Origin of the sequence: Martinezella rhizogenes, assembly GCF_000799715.1 — a bacterium.
GTDB classification, from domain to species: domain Bacteria; phylum Pseudomonadota; class Alphaproteobacteria; order Rhizobiales; family Rhizobiaceae; genus Rhizobium; species Rhizobium rhizogenes_C.
In genome coordinates, this window is record NZ_JUHG01000018.1 from 332,122 (window position 1) to 350,268 (window position 18,147).

An 18,147-nucleotide genomic window follows, 5' to 3' on the forward strand; every position below is an offset into this window, starting at 1 on the left:
ATTGTGAACGGACCGATATTGCGGCAATTGTCACACGCCAATCCGATACGAAGAGAGAAGTGACCTTGTTTTCCCTATCCAAACGCAGCGATGTCGAACCCTTCCATGCCATGGACGTGCTGGCGGAGGCGACACGGCGGCGGCAGGCGGGGCATGCGGTCATCTCCATGGCCGTCGGACAGCCGTCGCACCCGACACCCCAGGCAGCGCTTCAGGCGGCACGCACAGCACTCGATCATGGCCGCATCGGCTATACCGACGCGCTCGGCACACTGGCGCTGAAGCAGGCGCTGGCCGGCCATTACCGGTCGCGGCATGGGCTGGAGATCGATCCCGCGCGGATCGCCATCACCACCGGTTCGTCGGCCGGTTTCAATCTCGCCTTCCTGACGCTGTTCGACCCGGGAGATAGCGTTGCCATCGCCCGGCCCGGCTATCCGGCCTATCGCAACATCCTGGCCGCCCTCGGGCTCGATGTCGTCGAGGTGCCCGTCACGGCGGAAACGCAATTTACGCTGACGCCGGAAAGCCTGGAGGCTGCACAGACGGCCAGCGGCAAGCGGCTGAAGGGTGTGCTGCTTGCAAGCCCCGCCAATCCCACCGGCACGGTGACGGGCAGGGCGGCGTTGAAGGCGCTCGCCGATTATTGCGCCGATCGCTCGATCGCTTTCATCTCAGACGAGATCTATCACGGCCTAACCTTCGTCGGCGAGGAGACCAGCGCGCTGGAACTGACGAACGAGGCGATCATCATCAACTCCTTCTCGAAATATTATTGCATGACCGGCTGGCGCATCGGCTGGATGGTGCTGCCGGAGCGATTGGTGCGCCCGATCGAGCGTGTCGCCCAAAGCCTCTATATCTCCGCGCCGGAGCTATCGCAGATCGCCGCCACGGCGGCGCTTGGGGCAGGGGCGGAACTCGATGTCTATCGCGAAAGCTATCGCCGCAACCGCGATTTCCTGACGCAGCGCCTGCCTGAAATCGGCTTCTCCATCGCCTCGCCGATGGACGGCGCCTTCTACGCCTATGTCGATGTGAGCAGGTTCACCAACGACAGCATGGCCTTTGCCCGCAAGATGCTGGCCGAAATCAACGTCGCCGCCACGCCCGGCCTCGACTTCGATCCGATCGAGGGACACCGCGCGATGCGCATCTCCTATGCCGGCTCGAATACGGAGATCGAGGAAGCCGTGGAGCGTATGGCCGCCTGGCTGAAATAGAAAAGGCTTATCCCGCTACAGGTAAACACCATGAGTGGCGTTATTGACGGATGATAGCCGCGATGACCCACAACGTCAGTTCACCTGAAGGATACAATTGAGGTGGAATCCGGCGTTCGACAATCGATCCGATTTTCTTGAACATGTCCCCTGTAAAAAAACCACGAGGACGTGTTAGCAATTGCAGCAACAGAAGGTTGTGTCTTGTGTCGATCCTGGAGGAAGCGAATGCAGGTGAATTTCATCAGGTTTGTTGGTCTTGTGGCTGTGATTGCCTACGGACCTTTCGCCAATGCTGGCTCTTTGAAAGAAGACGATTTCAACAAATTCAAGGTTGGCGAGGCCGCCCAGTTTTCTAATCTATCATCGTTCGAAGCTCAGACGGTTTGCTTGCTCCAGCCCTACCAAGATCGGTTGCCCTCAAAAGAGTTGGTAGCCGTGAGGGTGAACAAATATCTTGCTGCGAGCAAATATTCCTCAGACGAAGGGCATTTTGCGTTCGTGCTGATTGGTAAAGAAGCAATCGAGATTGCTTCTTTCAAACGGTCAAAGAATCTCGATGTCTTATCAAAGCACGAAATTTCCTCGTCAATCGAAGAGATATTGCCGAAGGATTTTGTTCCGCATGACTGTGCAAGCGGCCAGTCTGCCGTTTTCATGAAGGTTGGCCTACAGGCAAGAACCTACGTGGTGCTGGGCGAGTTACGCTTGGTTCTCAATCACTGACGCGCTTCGGTAGTTGTCGGCGAAGTCCGAAGTGACCTTCTTCAGTCATGGGAGCCTGTCGTTGACCTGCCTTTGGGAAACAAGTTTTCGCTTGTCCTGCTGATACAAACGAGCGCGGGCGTTCATCATGCAAGAGTATCGCTTACAGTGAATGCCTGTGTGAACAGGATAAACCTCAAATAGAATCCTATATCAATCACTTGCGACTGATTTTGAAGGTATTTCAGGAAACCCTTGAATCAAACTGTGAAGAAGGCGGGACTGAAGGTCGAGGTTGGGTCGGAAAAGAATAATCTGCCGCACCCGCCCGCTGTCTTTCAAAACAAAAAAACCGGCCGTGTCACCACGGCCGGTTTTTTAATTCGTTCCGAACAGCAGAGTTCAGAAGAACCCGCGGCGCTGCCACCAGCCAGCCTTCTTCGGCTTGCCGTCGCTATCGGTGGCCTCGTTCGTGCGGGTGGATTTGACCACCGGCTCGGAGGAGGTGACATTCGATTCGCGGTTGGCGCGAGCCGGCTTGGCTGCTTCGGGCTCGGCCGCTACGACCGGTTCGGCCGGGGTATCGAGATCGACTGCGATTTCGGCAACCGTTTCGGCTTCGACGTCAACCACAGGGGGAGCTTCGACGATCGGGGCTTCCACAGGCGATGCTTCCGCCTTCGGCTTGCGACGGCTGCGGCTCTTGGCAGGCTTCACATCTTCGGTGACGATGGATGCCGTCTCGACAGCGGCCATGGCCGGCTGGCTTTCGACGGCGGTTTCGCCTTCGGCAACGACGGTCTCTGCGACAGTTACCGAGACGTCGTTGTCGCCGTCATCCTCACCGTCAGCATCTTCGTCGGAACCGGATTCTTCGCCGGCAGCCAATTCATTGCCTTCGCCATCACGATTGCGGCGACCACCACGCTTGCCGCGACGGCGACGCTTGCGCTTTTGCTGAGCGTCATCGTCATCGCTGCCGGAAACGGCCGAGACTTCGCTGCTCTCGTTGTTATCGTCCTCGTCGCCTTCGTCTCCATCCTCATCGCCGTCTTCGGCGGAGGTGTCATCGGACTGGGAAGCTGTCTGGGCATCGCTGCCGCGACCACGACGACGGCGGCGACGCTTGCGCTTGCGGTTGCCGTCATTGCTCTCGGAAGACCGGGCAACAGGCTGTTGCTCGACGCTGGCTGCCTTTTCTTCCAGTTCTTCGTCTTCGTCCTCATCGGCCTCGATGACGATATCGTCGTCATCATCCTCCGGAATGGCGGCGAAGTTGAACAGGGTTTCGATCTTCACCGGATTTTCCACCGGCTCGCCACGATCGATCGCGAAATGCTGTGCACCGACGGCATTGTCAGCGCCGATGATGATGGCAACGCCGAAGCGGCTCTCATAGTCGACGATCGTCTGACGCTTGTGGTTGAGCAGGTAAAGCGCGATTTCAGGTGTCGTGCGGACGGTGATGTCGTGCGTCGTGTTCTTGAGCAGATACTCTTCGATGCCGCGCAGAACATGCAGCGCGACTGAGGACTGCGAGCGCACATGGCCGGAGCCGCCGCAATGCGAGCAGACCTGGGTGGTGCTTTCCAGAACCGACGCGCGGATGCGCTGGCGCGACATTTCCAGAAGACCGAAATGCGAGATGCGGCCGACCTGGATACGGGCACGGTCGTTCTTCAGGCATTCCTTCAGCTTCTTCTCGACAGCGCGGTTGTTGCGCTTTTCTTCCATGTCGATGAAGTCGATGACAACAAGGCCGGCAAGGTCGCGCAGGCGAAGCTGGCGGGCCACTTCGTCGGCGGCTTCGAGGTTGGTCTGAAGCGCCGTATCCTCGATCGAATGTTCGCGGGTCGAGCGGCCAGAGTTGACGTCGATCGACACCAGCGCTTCCGTCTGGTTCATGATCAGGTAGCCGCCGGACTTCAGCGTGACCTGCGGCTGCAGCATGCGGTCGAGCTGCGCCTCGATGCCGGAGCGCGAGAAGATCGGGTGGATGTCGCGATAGGGCTGAACCACCTTGGCGTGGCTCGGCATCAGCATCTTCATGAAGTCTTTCGCTTCACGATAGCCTTCCTCGCCGGAGACGATGACTTCGCTGATGTCCTTGTTGTAGAGGTCGCGGATCGAGCGCTTGATCAGGCTGCCTTCTTCATAGACGAGGCAGGGAGCGGTCGACGCGAGCGTCAGCGTACGGACGTTTTCCCACAGGCGCATCAGGTATTCGAAATCGCGCTTAACCTCGACCTTCGTGCGGTTGGCGCCGGCGGTACGCAGGATGACGCCCATGCCCAGCGGCACTTCGAGCATCTTTGCGATTTCCTTGAGGCGCTTACGGTCCTGCGGATTTGTGATCTTGCGGGAGATACCGCCGCCGCGTGCCGTGTTTGGCATCAGAACCGAATAGCGGCCGGCAAGCGAGAGATAGGTGGTGAGAGCAGCACCCTTGTTGCCGCGCTCTTCCTTGGCAACCTGCACCAGCAGGATCTGCCGGCGCTTGATGACTTCCTGAATGCGGTACTGCTTGCGCGGCTTGCGCTGCACGCGGTCCGGAACCTCTTCCATGGCGTCTTCGGCGCCGACGGATTCGATCACTTCCTCTTCATGGTCGTGATCATCATCGTCGTCATCGTCATGACGGCGCTTGGAAACGTCGACGTCTTCGGAGATCGAGTCGGTCTCAACCATCGCGGCCATTGAACCGGACGGGCCTTCCTCGTCTTCGCCGGGGGCGTCGACCTTTGCCTCGGCGACGGGTGCGTCGTCGGCGGGAGCTTCAGCAACCACCTTCTTGCGGCTGCGGCGCGGCTTGGCCTTCTTGACCGGTGCTTCCGCCTCGGCAGCGGGAGCAGTTGCCTCAAGGGCAGGGGCCTCTTCGGTGATGGCCGCCGTGACAGCGTCATCGGCCGCGGCGACTTCGTCCTTCTGAACGATGCCAACGTCAGGCTGATCCTGCTGGGAAAGATCGAGCGCCGTTTCGACATGCTCGACATCGTCGTCGCGGCGATGCTCTTCGGCTTCCGCCCTCAAGAGCGCCTGCCGGTCGGCGAGCGGGATCTGATAGTAATCGGGATGGATTTCGGCAAAGGCCAGGAAGCCGTGCCGGTTGCCGCCGTAATCAACGAAAGCGGCCTGTAGCGAGGGTTCTACCCTGGTTACCTTGGCGAGATAGATGTTGCCGCGGATTTGCTTCTTGTGCTGAGACTCGAAGTCAAATTCTTCTATGCGGTTCCCGCGAACGACAACAACGCGCGTCTCTTCCTCGTGAGACGCGTCGATAAGCATTTTGTCTGCCATGAAAGTTGTGCTCCTCGGCGCCGGCATGCGGGAAGAGCCCGGCCTGTCATTGAGACAAGCCGGATACAATCCACCACTGCTGCACCGAATAATGAAAGTCGCGATTGGTTGTTTTGCGATGACAACAGCCAGACAGCAGCCGGGACGTTAGTTCCCCGGGGTCTGTTCACTTCTTGAGAAAGCTGCTGCGGTAACATCCGTAACCAAGCGAGATCGACAATGCCTTAGACCCAATGTTCGGGTCCGATGAATGTGCTCTCTAAAGAGCGTTTGGTGGCTATCCACCGATGAATTTCCCGCGCAAAACAGGAAATCCAGATATCCAGTATGGGAGCAGAAGCACTGGAGACGGCGGATGACGGCCGCTTATGGCGCCTAGTACTCGAGGCGGCTGCCTTTGCGGCGACTCTATCCCGTCAACACTTCTACCCTAATATGCGTTGTATGTTTTATCTGTCACAATAGCAAGGGGAAAGCCAAGTATGCCATAATATTGATGGATTCGTCGGATGAGGAAGGTGCGGGGACCGCGTTTCCGATTCTTTATGCGGCGCGCCGTCACATCAAAGACTATCGCGCTATCGATGGCTTTCCCGTCCTTTTTGGACTTCAAAAACAACATCGGATTGAATATGGGGCGCGGTGGGCAGTTGTTAAAGGGATCGCGGCGCGGGACGGAGAATGGCGTGAGGGCTTTGCGAACTGCAATAGCGGCTCTCGCCGTGACGGTTCTTTCAATTGTTTCTCCGCTTACGACGGCTGAGGCCGCCGCCGATCCCGTGCTTGCCTATGGTGCCCGCATTGCCGGCGATGACGCCCGTACCCGCATCGTCATCGACATGGACCGCGAGCCGGCGTTCTCCGTCCACTATCTCGACAATCCGGTGCGTGTCGTCATCGATCTTCCGGCAACCGCCTTCGGTTTTCCGGCTGCCGACCTGAAGCCGATCGGTCTTTTCAAGGATATCCGCTACGGCACGATGGATGAGGACAGCGCCCGTATCGTGCTGACGGCAACGAAGCCAGTGAAGCTGGTCATGGCCAAGGTGCAGCCCGACGAAAGCGGCAAGGGGCATCGCCTTGTGCTCGACGCCGAAATGGTGCCCGCCGGCCAATTCGCCGAGCTTGTCAAACAGCAAAGCTGGACCAATGACGATACGGCGAGGGATGTCGGCCCGGTAGTGCCGATGGAAAAGCCCGATCCGAGTACCTTTCTCGTGGCCGTCGATGCAGGTCACGGCGGCATCGACACCGGCGCCACCGCCAGCGACGGTGTCACGCAGGAGAAGGAAATCACGCTCGCCTATGCCAAGCTCCTGGCCGACAAGCTGAACGCCCAGCCCGGCATCAAGGCCTTCCTCACGCGCGACAAGGATGAATATCTGTCGCTGTCGCAACGCGTGACCATCGCCCGGCAGAACCATGCCTCACTCTTTATATCGCTGCATGCCGATACGTTGAAGCAGAAGGATATTCGCGGCGCGACGGTCTATACCATCTCCGACAGGGCCTCCGACAAGCTCGCCGGCGAAGTGGCCGACCGCGAGAACAATTCCGATCAGCTCGCCGGTGCGGAGACGCAAGCCCAGCCCGCCGCGGTCGCCGATATCCTCATGGACCTGACCCGGCGCGAGACGCAGGCTTTTTCCATTTCGCTGGCGCAGGACGTGTTGACCTCCTTCAACGGCCAGATTGCCATGATCAACAATCCGCATCGCCACGCCGGCTTCCGCGTGCTGCAGGCGCCGGACGTGCCCTCTATCCTGCTCGAACTGGGGTTCCTGTCGAACAAGGATGACGAGAAGCTGTTGCTCGACAACGATTGGCGGCAGAAGCTGGTCGGTCAGTTAACCGAAGCCGTCAAACAATACCGCGTTTCGACCGTTGCGAATGGCGGTTAAAGGTATGGACGGCGGCCGCCATTCGTGTCTTCCATGTAACAGCCGCTGCTAATAGGCCGGGATGAAATGGCAAATACCGGTAGTGAGCCCTATTTTGCTCACATTCCCGCCTTTACAGCAAAGTATCGTTCGCCCACGGAGAGCATGCACGGCTTTGTGTTGTTGCCGTCTTGCATTAACACCGTGAGCGTGCAAAACGCCCGTGAATATGCGATGATCTCGCATATGTGCCGCATGAAGAAGAAGCACCGGTAGCATCATATGGTCAGACTGATAGGATATTTCTTTGGACTGGGCTGCATCCTGTTCCTGGGTGTTGCAGCCGCGGCAGCTATTTATCTGAGCGTCGTCTCCAAGGATTTGCCGGACTACGAGGTCCTGGCGAAATACGCGCCGCCGGTAACGACGCGCATCCATGCTGGCAACGGCGCGCTGATGAAGGAATATTCGCGGGAAAACCGGCTGTTTATTCCAATCCAGGCCATTCCCGACCGCCTCAAGGCCGCTTTCCTCTCCGCCGAAGACAAGAATTTCTATAATCATCCTGGCGTCGACGTCGGTGGTCTGATGCGCGCGGTCGCCGTCAACCTGCAGAATATCGGTTCCGGCCGCCGCTTTGTCGGCGCATCGACGATCACACAGCAGGTCGCCAAGAACTTCCTGCTGTCGTCCGACCAGACCTTCGACCGCAAGCTTAAGGAAGCGATCCTGTCCTTCCGCATCGAGCAGGCATACAGCAAGGACAAGATCCTTGAGCTCTATCTCAACGAGATCTATTTCGGGCTCAATTCCTATGGCATAGCCGGTGCCGCACTCACCTATTTCGACAAATCGGTCAATGAACTGACCATCGCCGATTCGGCCTATCTCGCCTCGCTGCCCAAGGGGCCTTCCAACTACAATCCTTTCCGCCATCCCGAAGCTGCGATGACCCGCCGCAACTGGGTCATCGACCGCATGGTCGAGAACGGCTATGTCAGCCAGAGCGATGGTGAAGAGGCCAAGAAGCAGTCCCTCGGCGTCGTGCCGCCGAAGAGCGGACCATCGCTCGCCGCCTCGGATTTCTTTGCCGAGGAAGTTCGCCGGCAGTTGATCGACCAATATGGAGAGAAGGCCCTCTATGAGGGCGGCCTCTCCGTGCGCACCTCGTTTGATCCGCAGATGCAGCTCGAAGCACGCCAGGCGCTGCAGGACGGCCTCATCGACTATGATGAGCGCCGTGGTTTCCATGGCCCTATCAAGCAGATCGCGACATCGCAGGATTGGGGTCCGGAGCTTGCCAAGATTCCGGCTCTGAATGACGTTCCGGAGTGGCGGCTTGCCGTCGTGCTTTCGGTATCCGACCAGACGGTCGATATCGGCTTGCAGCCAAGCGTCGATGCCGCCGGCAGGGTTGCGACCGAGCGCAAGCGTGGCACCATCGCCGCCGCCGATATGCGCTGGGCGTTCCGCCTGGCTGGCAGCGGCAAGACCGCGAAATCGCCGAGCGGCGTGCTGAGCCCCGGCGATGTGATCTTCGCCCAGAAGACCGGCGGCGCGGATTCCAGCACCTATCGCCTGCGTCAGCCGCCGAAAGTGCAGGGCGGCCTCGTCGCGATGGATCCGCATACCGGCCGCGTGCTCGCCATGGTCGGCGGCTTCTCCTATGCGCAATCGGAATTCAACCGTGCCACCCAGGCCAAGCGCCAGCCCGGCTCGTCCTTCAAGCCCTTCGTCTATGCAGCGGCCATGGACAATGGCTACACTCCGGCTTCGGTCATTCTCGATGATCCTCTGCAGATCACTCTTAGCAATGGCGATGTCTGGAAGCCGACAAACTATGAAGGCGAGGGCGGTGGCGCCCATACGCTGCGCTTTGCCATCGAGCATTCTCGCAACCTGATGACCGTGCGTCTTGCCGCCGACATGGGCATGCCGCTCGTCGCCGAATATGCCAATCGCTTCGGCATCTATGATCGCATGAATCCGGTGCTTGCCATGTCGCTCGGCGCCGGCGAAACGACGGTGCTGCGCATGGTTTCGGCCTATTCGGTCATTGCCAACGGCGGCAAGCAGATCAAGCCGACATTGATCGACCGCATTCAGGACCGTTACGGCGCGACCATCTTCAAGCATGAGGAGCGTGTCTGTGAGGCCTGCAATGTCAGCGAATGGAAGAGCCAGGATGAACCTGTGATCGCCGACAACCGCGAGCAGGTGCTTGATCCGATGACGGCCTATCAGGTCACCTCGATGATGCAGGGTGTAATCATTCGTGGCACCGCCGCCGGCAAGATCAAGTTGAATACCGATGTCGCCGGCAAGACCGGTACGACCAACGATGAGAAGGACGCCTGGTTCGTCGGTTATACGCCGAGCCTCGTTGCGGGCCTCTATATCGGCTACGATACGCCGAGCACGCTTGGTCGCGGCGGAACCGGCGGGTCGCTGGCCGCACCGATCTTCAACGAATTCATGCAGGCTGCCACCAAGGATGAGCCACCGCAGAAGTTCCAGGTTCCAGCGGGCATGACGATCACGGCGGTCAATCGCGGGACCGGCATGGCGGCTCAGCCCGGCGATCCGAACGCCATCATGGAAGCCTTCAAGCCCGGCACCGGTCCGGCCACGACCTTCACGGTCATCGGCGGCGGCGATGCTTCGGCGCAGGTTGCGCCCGAGGAGATTCTTAGAACCTCGCCGCAGGCCAATCAGGCGGTCACATCAGGTTCCGGCGGCCTCTTCTGATCCAATCGGATTTGTCCAATGAACATGCCGCGGGGCTTTACAGCCGCGGCATGTGTATCTATGTCACCAGCACTCTTTGAATTGAGCAGCGGTTCACATCGAGCCGCCGAACGAAGAAGCAGGATCATGCGAGCGGAAATCGAGAAAATTGTCGACGAAACCAAGCAGGCCATAAGCCTGCTGAGGAGGCATCTTTGACTGGGATCAGGCGGTAAGACGACTGGACTGGTTGAATAATAAATCAGAGGATCCGAACCTCTGGAACGATGCCACCGAAGCACAGAAGCTGATGCGCGAGCGCCAGCAGCTTGATGACGGCATCAGCGGCGTGCGCGCGCTTGAGCAGCAGCTTGCCGACAATGTCGAGCTGATCGAGCTTGGTGAGGAAGAGGGCGACGCCGGTGTCGTTCGCGAGGCCGAAGACGCTCTCAAGACGTTGAAGACGGAGGCTGCGCGCCGGCAGGTGGAAGCCATGTTGTCGGGCGAAGCTGATTCCAACGACACTTACGTCGAAGTCCATTCCGGCGCCGGCGGCACGGAGAGCCAGGACTGGGCGAACATGCTCTTGCGCATGTATACCCGCTGGGCCGAACGCCAGCGCTTCAAGGTGGAGCTTCTGGAAGTCCATGACGGCGAAGAAGCCGGCATCAAGTCCGCGACGCTTCTGGTCAAGGGCCACAATGCCTATGGCTGGCTGAAGACCGAATCGGGCGTTCACCGCCTGGTGCGCATTTCGCCCTATGACAGCAATGCACGCCGTCACACCTCCTTCTCGTCGATCTGGATCTATCCGGTCGTCGATGATTCGATCCAGATCGATATCAATGAAGGTGACTGCCGCATCGATACCTATCGTTCGTCCGGCGCCGGCGGCCAGCACGTCAACACGACCGATTCGGCCGTGCGTATCACGCACATCCCGACCGGCATCGTCGTCCAATGCCAGCAGGAGCGCTCGCAGCACAAGAACCGCGCCAAGGCGTGGGACATGCTGCGCGCTCGTATGTACGAAGCCGAGTTGATGAAGCGGGAAGAGGCGGCCAATGCCGAAGCCGCGTCGAAGACCGACATCGGCTGGGGCCACCAGATCCGCTCCTACGTCTTGCAGCCCTACCAGCTCGTCAAGGACCTGCGCACGGGTGTCACCAGTACCGCTCCCGACGATGTGCTCGACGGTGATCTCAACGAGTTCATGGAAGCAGCGCTCGCGCACCGCATCAGCGGCGCAGCCGATGCCGTCGTCGACGACGTGGACTGAGGTCAGGATCTGTTTGAATAAAAAGCCCCGGAGACGGGGCTTTTTTTGTGGCAATCCTCAATCCGAAAATTGTTCCGCCAGGATCCTGTCCGACCACGACCTGTCCGGATCGGACAGGATGCGTGCCGTCGTATCTTCGCTCTGCATGATCCGGACGCCGACGACCGATTTGACCTCGGTATTGTCGGCTGCGGCGTTAACCGGGCGCTTTTCCGCTTCGAGCACGGTGATGTCGACCGTCACCTTGTTCGGCAAAAGGGCACCGCGCCAGCGGCGGGGACGGAAGGCGCTGACCGGTGTCATGGCGAGCAGCGGCGCTTCCAGCGGCAGGATGGGACCATGGGCGGAGAGATTATAGGCGGTGGAGCCCGCCGGCGTCGTCACCATCAGCCCGTCACAGATCAGTTCCGGCAGGCGGACGCGGCCGTCGATCTCGACCTTCAGCTTGGCCGTCTGATAGGACTGGCGAAACAGCGACACCTCGTTGATGGCGAGCGCAACGCAACTGCTGCCATCCGCATTGCGCGTGGTCATCTGCAGCGGATGAAAAGCGTTCTCGACGGCTGCTTCGATGCGCTCCTGCAGGTTTTCCGTGCGATAGTCGTTCATCAGGAAACCGATGGAGCCGCGATTCATGCCATAGACGCGCTTGCCGGAGTTCATCGTATTATGCAGTGTCTGCAACATGAAGCCGTCGCCGCCGAGCGCCACGACGATATCGGCATTCGCCTGCGGCGTCTGGCCGTAAAGGCGAATCAGCTCCTGCCGGGCAGCCTGGGCTTCCGGCGCTGTGGAGGCGAGAAAACAAACAGATTGAAAAGCGCGTGACATGCAATGTCCTTTGAACAGTCATACTAGGTAAATGATATTCCCCCTATGCGACAAGACGTTTTGCAAAGACTGGTGAATCCACAAGGGGATGGCCGATCCGCCGGCTCGAGGCCGAATGGCCGTTTTTCCTCTTTACAGGAAATCAAAATCTGCTACTTGGCATGCCGATGTGCCCTTGTAGCTCAGTTGGTAGAGCACCTGATTTGTAATCAGGGGGTCCCGAGTTCGAACCTTGGCGGGGGCACCACTTTTCCCAATGACTGAACATCTCATGAGTTGGCGGCCAGATCGCCCAGTGCGAGAAGGTATTTGCGCCAGCATGATTGGACGGCATGATTGGAAATGTCATCCTTTGGGTATTCATGATGATCGCCAACATGCGATTCTCTTTTTCTAGGTGTGAAAAGATATGACCGGTAAGCCCAAGAAGCCCAAACTCGAACACTCCGAGCTCTCCGGCGAATTCACCGAGGACGGGATGACCGTGCTCGTGGATATCTTCCGTCCGGCAGGCACCCAGCAGGACTGGCGGATGGAAGTGATTACGCCCGACGAGGACCTGATCGAATGGGAAGAGCCGTTTGCGACCGATCGTGAGGCGTTTGACGAGTTCCTGGCGACGGTTGCCCGCGATGGCATCAAGACGTTTTTTGACGACTCCGATCCGGCGGTTCACTAGCCGAGCCTCGTTGGTCTGATAGGGTCTTCGTAAGGCTAATCCGCTGCGAATGCGGGCGTATTTACAACGCCAGAAATGGGCATAAACTTCTCCTTCGACTGCGGACGAGGGAATGGCCATGCGCAAGGCATTCAGGCATATCGTCTTGGGAGTATCGCTCGTCGTGAGCGCGGTGATGGCAACTACGCCGGCGCTGGCCGGCCAGGATTGCTACTGCAAGAACAGCGATGGAAAACAGCATGCGATCGGCGAGGTCGCCTGCATGACCGTGGGTGGCAGGAGCTATCTTGCCCAGTGCGAGATGAACCTCAACGTCACCTCCTGGTCGAAGCTGCAAGAAGGATGTCCGGTCACTCAGCGATCGCTGTGGCAACAATCGGCTTGGCATCCTCAACCGATTGCGGTTCGTTGAACGGGCTCCGGTTTAATGGCAGCGGTAGGCGCGCTCCGAAAGCGCGCCCATGCCTGAACGGGTCATAAGCTCATAGAGAATGCGCCGGCCGAAGGGGTTGTGCAGGCGCACGGCGTCCGATCCCAGAAAATGCGTTTCCGCCCGTTCGAAGGCTCTGAGATGCGGTGCCCGCATGATCGTCGCGCGGTAGAAATCATGAAATTCGCGTCGGCAGACATAGGTCTTGTATTTTGTCATGCAGAAGGCCGAAAAGCCTGCATCGTTGTCACGCAGGAAATCGGCGACGCCGACGGTCACTTCCGGCCAGGCGGGGTTGAAGGTGTCGTCGAAGACGATAACGCCATGATCGGCGACGGTCTCTTTTGCCAGCCGGCTATCGGCCATGATGTTCGACAGTGTGTGTCCGCCATCGATGCTGAAGAAGCGAACCTTGCCGACCTTGTCCAATATATCCTTTGGCAGCAGTTCCGCGCTATCGCTGGCGACAAGCAGGTCCTTGTTGACCGGCAGGCCCAGCCGGTCGCCATGCCTCAGAAACGAGCGATATTGCTCGGACATGCCGTTCGACATTTCGCCGATGTCGAAGAGATCGATGCCGAGCACCTGATCGTCCGGCGAGGTGATCTTTTTCAGGAGAAAATAGGAGCGGCCGAAATAGACGCCGATTTCAGCGACGCCGCCATCCAATCCGAGCTCCCGCTGGCGCTCCAGGATGGAAAGATAAACAAGGGCATCAGGCGGATCGATATATCCTTCAACACTTCGCAACTCGTGGAAGATGAATTTACGGATATTCGATGGGATCATGCACGCCGCGCCCGTTTTCCGATATGTCTTATCAGGACAAGTTTTAGTAAAGCCTAATATTACATAGTCGTATTTCCCGAACGTCAACCCACGGACGAGAAAGCTGCTTCCTAGCCGCCTTGCTTGCGCACCAGCAGCATCGGATCTCCTTCTTCTTCGTCGGATGTCTTGAAGCTGCCATCTGGCTGCATGTCGAAGGAGAGCGAGGAGCCGTCGGTACCCATCAGCACCAGCCCGAAACCTTCCGTGGCCCAAAGGGAGAGCTTGAGATCAGCGATATTGGCCGGGCAGTCGCTGCCCGGTGACATTTTCGATGTGCCGTCCTTGTCTGTCTCGCTGGACAACGTGACATCGCAGATGGCTTTGCCGTCCGGCTGCCGGACCTGCCAGGCGCCGCTCAGGCTTGCCGCGCTCGGGACATGATCGACATCGCCGAGCGCCGGCAGCAGCCACATCGGATCGGCCCCTTCGCTTTCCCAAGGCGAGCCCTCCTCCTCCTGAAGGCGAACCAGCACCTTCTGCGTCGCGTCACTGATGGTGAGCGAGCCGTCGTCGGTGAAATTCCAGGTGCTCGCCCTGGCAAGTGCTGGCAGGGCGGTCGCGCAGGCATCCGCGCCGCTGATAGCATAGCCGCCGGCCGTTTTCCCGGTCTCGAAGGTGAGGCGGCAGCCCTTGGCGCCGCTCTCGGGCGCCAGCAGCCAGGTGCCTGCCTGCGCCTTCACAAGTTCATCATCGGCAGCGCGCGCCGGTTGGCCGGCGGCGAGGATGACGGCGGCGAAAACCGCCGCGAGACCAAAACTACGGATCAAGGCAAATTCTCCCAAAATCTGCTGCGGCGGCGGAGTGCCGCTAGGTTCTCAGATAGGACCGTGCCGCATAAAGGGCGATGGCGGCGGCGTTCGAGACGTTAAGCGACTTGATCGCGCCTGGCATGTCGAGTCGTGCCAGGGCGTTCACGGTTTCCCGTGTCTTCTGGCGTAGTCCTTTGCCCTCCGAACCGAGGACAAGAGCGACTTTCTCGCCCGAAAACGTGCCTTCGAGCGGCGCCGGTCCTTCCGAATCAAGGCCGATGCTGACGAAGCCGAGGCGATGCAGTTCGCCGAGCGCATCGGCGAGATTGGTGATCTGTATATAAGGGATGAGTTCCAGCGCGCCGGAGGCGGATTTCGCCAGTACGCCTGATTCGGTCGGGCTGTGACGCTGCGTGGTGATGACGGCGGCTGCGTCGAAGGCCACGGCCGAGCGCATGATCGCGCCGACATTGTGGGGATCGGTCACCTGGTCGAGCACCAGCAGCAACGGGCTGTCTCTCAGCGCTTCGAGGCGGCGAACGGGCAGGGGGCGGGTCTCCAGCATCACGCCCTGGTGGATTGCTTCAGGGCCTAATACCTTGTCGATGTCCTGCGGCGAGACGATCTCGAACGGAATGCTGAGTGCGTCGACGGGGCCGATCTCGAGCCGTACCAGCGCATTCTGCGTAGCCGACAGCTTGATGTTCTTCCGCTCGGGATTGGCAAGGGCGGCGCGAACCGTATGGAGGCCATAGAGATAGACCTGATCGGGCGCCAGCGCTGGCGGCTTCCAGTCGTCCGCGCCAGGCCGTTTGCGTTTCTGTGGCACAGGCGTCGGGATTTCGCCGCGCTCGCGCTTGGCATCGCGATGCGCGCGCCGCAGTGTGGCGTAATGCGTGTCCTTGGCCGAGTTGTCATCGACGGGGGTTTCAGGGCCGGAATGGCCAAATGTTTTATCTTTGCTCATGCGGCTTTATAGCGACAGCGCCTCGGAGCGCATAGTCCTCTTTCGTCCAGGCGTTTTCCTCAAGACTGAAATTTTTTCGTCATTTTTGGCAATTCCTTGTGTTGACAGACGGAAACGGGCCGGTCATATACGCGGCGCAGATCGAAGCGGTGACGCTGGTCTAGCAAGCTTGGTCGCAAGATCCAGTCGGAATACTGGAGGGATGCCCGAGTGGTTAAAGGGGACGGACTGTAAATCCGTTGGCTCAGCCTACGTTGGTTCAAATCCAACTCCCTCCACCATTCCGGACCGGATCTTGACCACCCGCGGGTATAGCTCAATGGTAGAGCAGCAGCCTTCCAAGCTGAATACGCGGGTTCGATTCCCGCTACCCGCTCCATATTCTCAATCGTTATATGATTCTTCCAATAGGTCTTCTCATCGTCCTCACCGACGACGAAAGGGCCGATATCTGGGCGCCCTCCACGACGGGGTAGCTGTTCAGATCGCGCTACTGCTGCGCCGATCTTGCCCGATCCCACCGATTCGGCGAGACCGGGCAAAATAGAGCTAGAGGTCGGAGGTGTTTGCTAAGATCAAGCAGGAGTGGCTATTTTGCCCATGGCAATGTTGAGCTTCTGCTTTACCTGTTCGACGCTGTCAGCGACGTACAGGAGAAATGGCACACCGTTCGAATTAGGCACTGTTGTAGCGATGATGGTGTATTTCGGTGCTGTGGCGACATACACCACATTAGAGGGGTTCACGTAGATCGTGCCGATACTTGCATCCGCACTTGTCAGCTGAGCTAATGCCATCTCAAATCTCCAAATGAACGACGCGCTATCAATGCATGTTGTATTAGCAAAGTCGATAGTAGAATGTTGCGATGCACTCTTCGATACGACATCCGCGTTATTCAAGGCTGATAGCTCGCGGCCGGCACCAAAATCACATCCACTGATTGATCGCGCCGATCTCATTCGGGTGAAACCGATGCCGCGCCCGGTTATGCCTGTCTGGACGCATCCCGCGCGCTCCATAGGATATTCAGCTATGCATCTTTGGCGTGAGGGGTTGCTTATATTTGAATGAGCGATAGATATTTGTACGCCAACCGAAACGGGGGAATGCACATGGGTATCTTCGACAAGATCAAGAGCGCAATCTGGGGAGAGGCGAAGGCTGCCGAAGCTCCCCCGACCGCGACACCAACCACCGCTGGTACTGCGCCGACATCGGCTCCTTCATCTACGCCGCCTGCCACAAGCGCGCCGGCTTCGACGACAGCGGCTTCCCCTGTGGATATCGCTTCCATCCTCGACGCGGCCGTGAAAAAGAGCGGCCAGAAACTCGATTGGAAACATTCGATCGTGGATCTGATGAAGGCGCTCGGGATGGATGCGAGCCTTACGGAACGTAAGGAGCTTGCGCAGGAGCTGGGCTATGCCGGCGACGCGGGCGATTCCGCCAAGATGAACATCTTCCTGCACAAGGCGCTTCTGAAGAAGCTTTCGGACAATGGCGGCAAGGTGCCGGCCGATCTGCTCGATTGATCGCAGCAGGCTCGTGGCGCCCTGAAGTGAAGGGCGCCATAAGTCGATGTGAGATAGGCGATCGCGTGATCGCGGTTTTTGGCGCCCTTTCCCTGACCGGAGAGGGCGTTTTTCGTTGACGTGGCGTCTTCGGCTCGACCAATGCGGGTGCGATCTTGCTCCCGGCATCTGGAACTATTTCCTTGACATACCTATCTAAGCCGCTGAACCGGCAAATGCTTTTATGTCTTTCCGGATCGGCTGGCGAAACCTTCGCGGCGAATCATTGCCAGGGGCGGCTCACCGCCCACTATCGGCCATACCTAGCCGAGAACAGGGCCTGCAATTAAGTCTTGCGCAAATGCGACGAAAGCCTTAAACGGCGGCACTAAACCGGTTCGCCGGGGTCACTCATTTACGTTCACAGGAAGCATTCAAATGGCAAAGAGTAAGTTTGAGCGCAATAAGCCGCACGTTAACGTCGGCACGATTGGCCACGTTGACCATGGCAAGACGTCTCTGACGGCAGCGATCACGAAGTACTTCGGTGAGTACAAGGCGTATGACCAGATCGACGCCGCACCGGAAGAAAAGGCGCGCGGCATCACGATTTCGACGGCACACGTTGAATATGAGACGCCTGCTCGCCACTACGCGCACGTCGACTGCCCCGGCCACGCTGACTATGTGAAGAACATGATCACCGGTGCCGCCCAGATGGACGGCGCGATCCTGGTTTGCTCGGCCGCCGACGGCCCGATGCCGCAGACGCGCGAACACATCCTGCTCGCCCGCCAGGTTGGCGTACCGGCGATCGTTGTGTTCCTGAACAAGGTCGACCAGGTTGACGACGCCGAGCTTCTGGAGCTCGTCGAGATGGAAGTTCGCGAACTTCTGTCGTCCTACGATTTCCCGGGCGACGACGTCCCGGTCGTCAAGGGTTCGGCTCTTGCCGCGCTCAACGACAGCAACAAGACCATCGGCGAAGACGCGATCCGCGAGCTGATGGCTGCTGTTGACGCCTACATCCCGACG

15 protein-coding genes and 3 tRNA genes are annotated in these 18,147 nt (G+C 58.9%); 12 read left to right on the forward strand and 6 right to left on the reverse strand.

Annotated features, from left to right (window positions below; translation table 11 throughout):
* Window positions 1-65: 65 nt before the first annotated feature.
* The gene (locus EX00_RS27785) at window positions 66-1,223 is read left to right on the forward strand and encodes a pyridoxal phosphate-dependent aminotransferase (RefSeq protein WP_047465226.1); all 1,158 of its coding nucleotides are present in this window, start codon (window positions 66-68) and stop codon (window positions 1,221-1,223) included.
* Between the two features lie 228 nt (window positions 1,224-1,451).
* Window positions 1,452-1,949: a hypothetical protein gene (locus EX00_RS27790; protein ID WP_234709124.1), complete on the forward strand. Its 498-nt coding sequence runs from the start codon at window positions 1,452-1,454 to the stop codon at window positions 1,947-1,949.
* A gap of 381 nt (window positions 1,950-2,330) precedes the next feature.
* Here EX00_RS27790 and EX00_RS27795 read toward each other — a convergent pair whose 3' ends face one another.
* Window positions 2,331-5,225: an Rne/Rng family ribonuclease gene (locus tag EX00_RS27795; RefSeq protein ID WP_047465122.1), complete on the reverse strand. Its 2,895-nt coding sequence runs from the start codon at window positions 5,223-5,225 to the stop codon at window positions 2,331-2,333.
* A 632-nt stretch (window positions 5,226-5,857) separates the two neighbouring features.
* Here EX00_RS27795 and EX00_RS27800 point away from each other — a divergent pair.
* The 3 genes from EX00_RS27800 (at window position 5,858) to prfB (ending at window position 11,111) form a co-directional block, all read left to right on the forward strand.
* Window positions 5,858-7,126, forward strand: a complete 1,269-nt coding sequence (locus EX00_RS27800; protein WP_404944046.1) for an N-acetylmuramoyl-L-alanine amidase — start codon at window positions 5,858-5,860, stop codon at window positions 7,124-7,126.
* Window positions 7,127-7,387: 261 nt separating this feature from the next.
* Window positions 7,388-9,853, forward strand: coding sequence for a penicillin-binding protein 1A (locus tag EX00_RS27805; RefSeq protein ID WP_047465124.1), 2,466 nt, complete (start codon window positions 7,388-7,390; stop codon window positions 9,851-9,853).
* A 126-nt stretch (window positions 9,854-9,979) separates the two neighbouring features.
* A protein-coding gene (prfB, locus tag EX00_RS27810) for a peptide chain release factor 2 (protein WP_155294143.1) occupies window positions 9,980-11,111 on the forward strand; the annotation gives its coding sequence in 2 pieces (ribosomal slippage) (window positions 9,980-10,048 and window positions 10,050-11,111; 1,131 coding nt in all).
* Window positions 11,112-11,168: 57 nt separating this feature from the next.
* Here the strand turns inward: prfB and EX00_RS27815 are convergent.
* On the reverse strand, window positions 11,169-11,942 hold the full coding sequence (locus EX00_RS27815; protein ID WP_047465129.1) for an NAD kinase: 774 nt from the start codon (window positions 11,940-11,942) through the stop codon (window positions 11,169-11,171).
* 171 nt (window positions 11,943-12,113) lie between these two features.
* Between EX00_RS27815 and EX00_RS27820 the strand changes: the two genes are divergently transcribed.
* The 3 genes from EX00_RS27820 (at window position 12,114) to EX00_RS27830 (ending at window position 13,033) form a co-directional block, all read left to right on the forward strand.
* Window positions 12,114-12,189 (forward strand) — tRNA-Thr (locus EX00_RS27820).
* Between the two features lie 162 nt (window positions 12,190-12,351).
* Complete coding sequence (locus EX00_RS27825; RefSeq protein WP_007691964.1) at window positions 12,352-12,621, forward strand: hypothetical protein; 270 nt, start codon at window positions 12,352-12,354, stop codon at window positions 12,619-12,621.
* Window positions 12,622-12,733: 112 nt separating this feature from the next.
* On the forward strand, window positions 12,734-13,033 hold the full coding sequence (locus EX00_RS27830; RefSeq protein ID WP_404944047.1) for a hypothetical protein: 300 nt from the start codon (window positions 12,734-12,736) through the stop codon (window positions 13,031-13,033).
* A 12-nt stretch (window positions 13,034-13,045) separates the two neighbouring features.
* Here the strand turns inward: EX00_RS27830 and EX00_RS27835 are convergent, their stop codons facing one another.
* From EX00_RS27835 to rlmB, 3 genes are all read right to left on the reverse strand, one after another.
* A complete protein-coding gene (locus EX00_RS27835; protein ID WP_080761337.1) occupies window positions 13,046-13,840 on the reverse strand; it encodes a class I SAM-dependent methyltransferase in 795 nt (264 codons plus the stop codon).
* Window positions 13,841-13,950: 110 nt separating this feature from the next.
* On the reverse strand, window positions 13,951-14,649 hold the full coding sequence (locus EX00_RS27840) for a protease inhibitor Inh/omp19 family protein (RefSeq protein WP_047465140.1): 699 nt from the start codon (window positions 14,647-14,649) through the stop codon (window positions 13,951-13,953).
* Window positions 14,650-14,689: 40 nt separating this feature from the next.
* Entirely contained in the window at window positions 14,690-15,598 is a 909-nt protein-coding gene (gene rlmB, locus EX00_RS27845; protein WP_047465142.1) for a 23S rRNA (guanosine(2251)-2'-O)-methyltransferase RlmB, read from the reverse strand.
* Window positions 15,599-15,794: 196 nt separating this feature from the next.
* Between rlmB and EX00_RS27850 the strand changes: the two genes are divergently transcribed.
* Both EX00_RS27850 and EX00_RS27855 read left to right on the forward strand, forming a co-directional pair.
* Window positions 15,795-15,879, forward strand: a tRNA-Tyr gene (locus EX00_RS27850).
* A 24-nt stretch (window positions 15,880-15,903) separates the two neighbouring features.
* A tRNA-Gly gene (locus tag EX00_RS27855) sits at window positions 15,904-15,977 on the forward strand.
* 196 nt (window positions 15,978-16,173) lie between these two features.
* Here the strand turns inward: EX00_RS27855 and EX00_RS27860 are convergent.
* Entirely contained in the window at window positions 16,174-16,395 is a 222-nt protein-coding gene (locus EX00_RS27860) for a hypothetical protein (RefSeq protein WP_047465146.1), read from the reverse strand.
* A gap of 318 nt (window positions 16,396-16,713) precedes the next feature.
* Between EX00_RS27860 and EX00_RS27865 the strand changes: the two genes are divergently transcribed.
* Complete coding sequence (locus EX00_RS27865; RefSeq protein ID WP_047465149.1) at window positions 16,714-17,133, forward strand: DUF3597 domain-containing protein; 420 nt, start codon at window positions 16,714-16,716, stop codon at window positions 17,131-17,133.
* 417 nt (window positions 17,134-17,550) lie between these two features.
* A partial coding sequence (locus EX00_RS27870) for a GTP-binding protein (RefSeq protein WP_047465152.1) occupies window positions 17,551-18,147 on the forward strand: 597 nt, incomplete at its 3' end.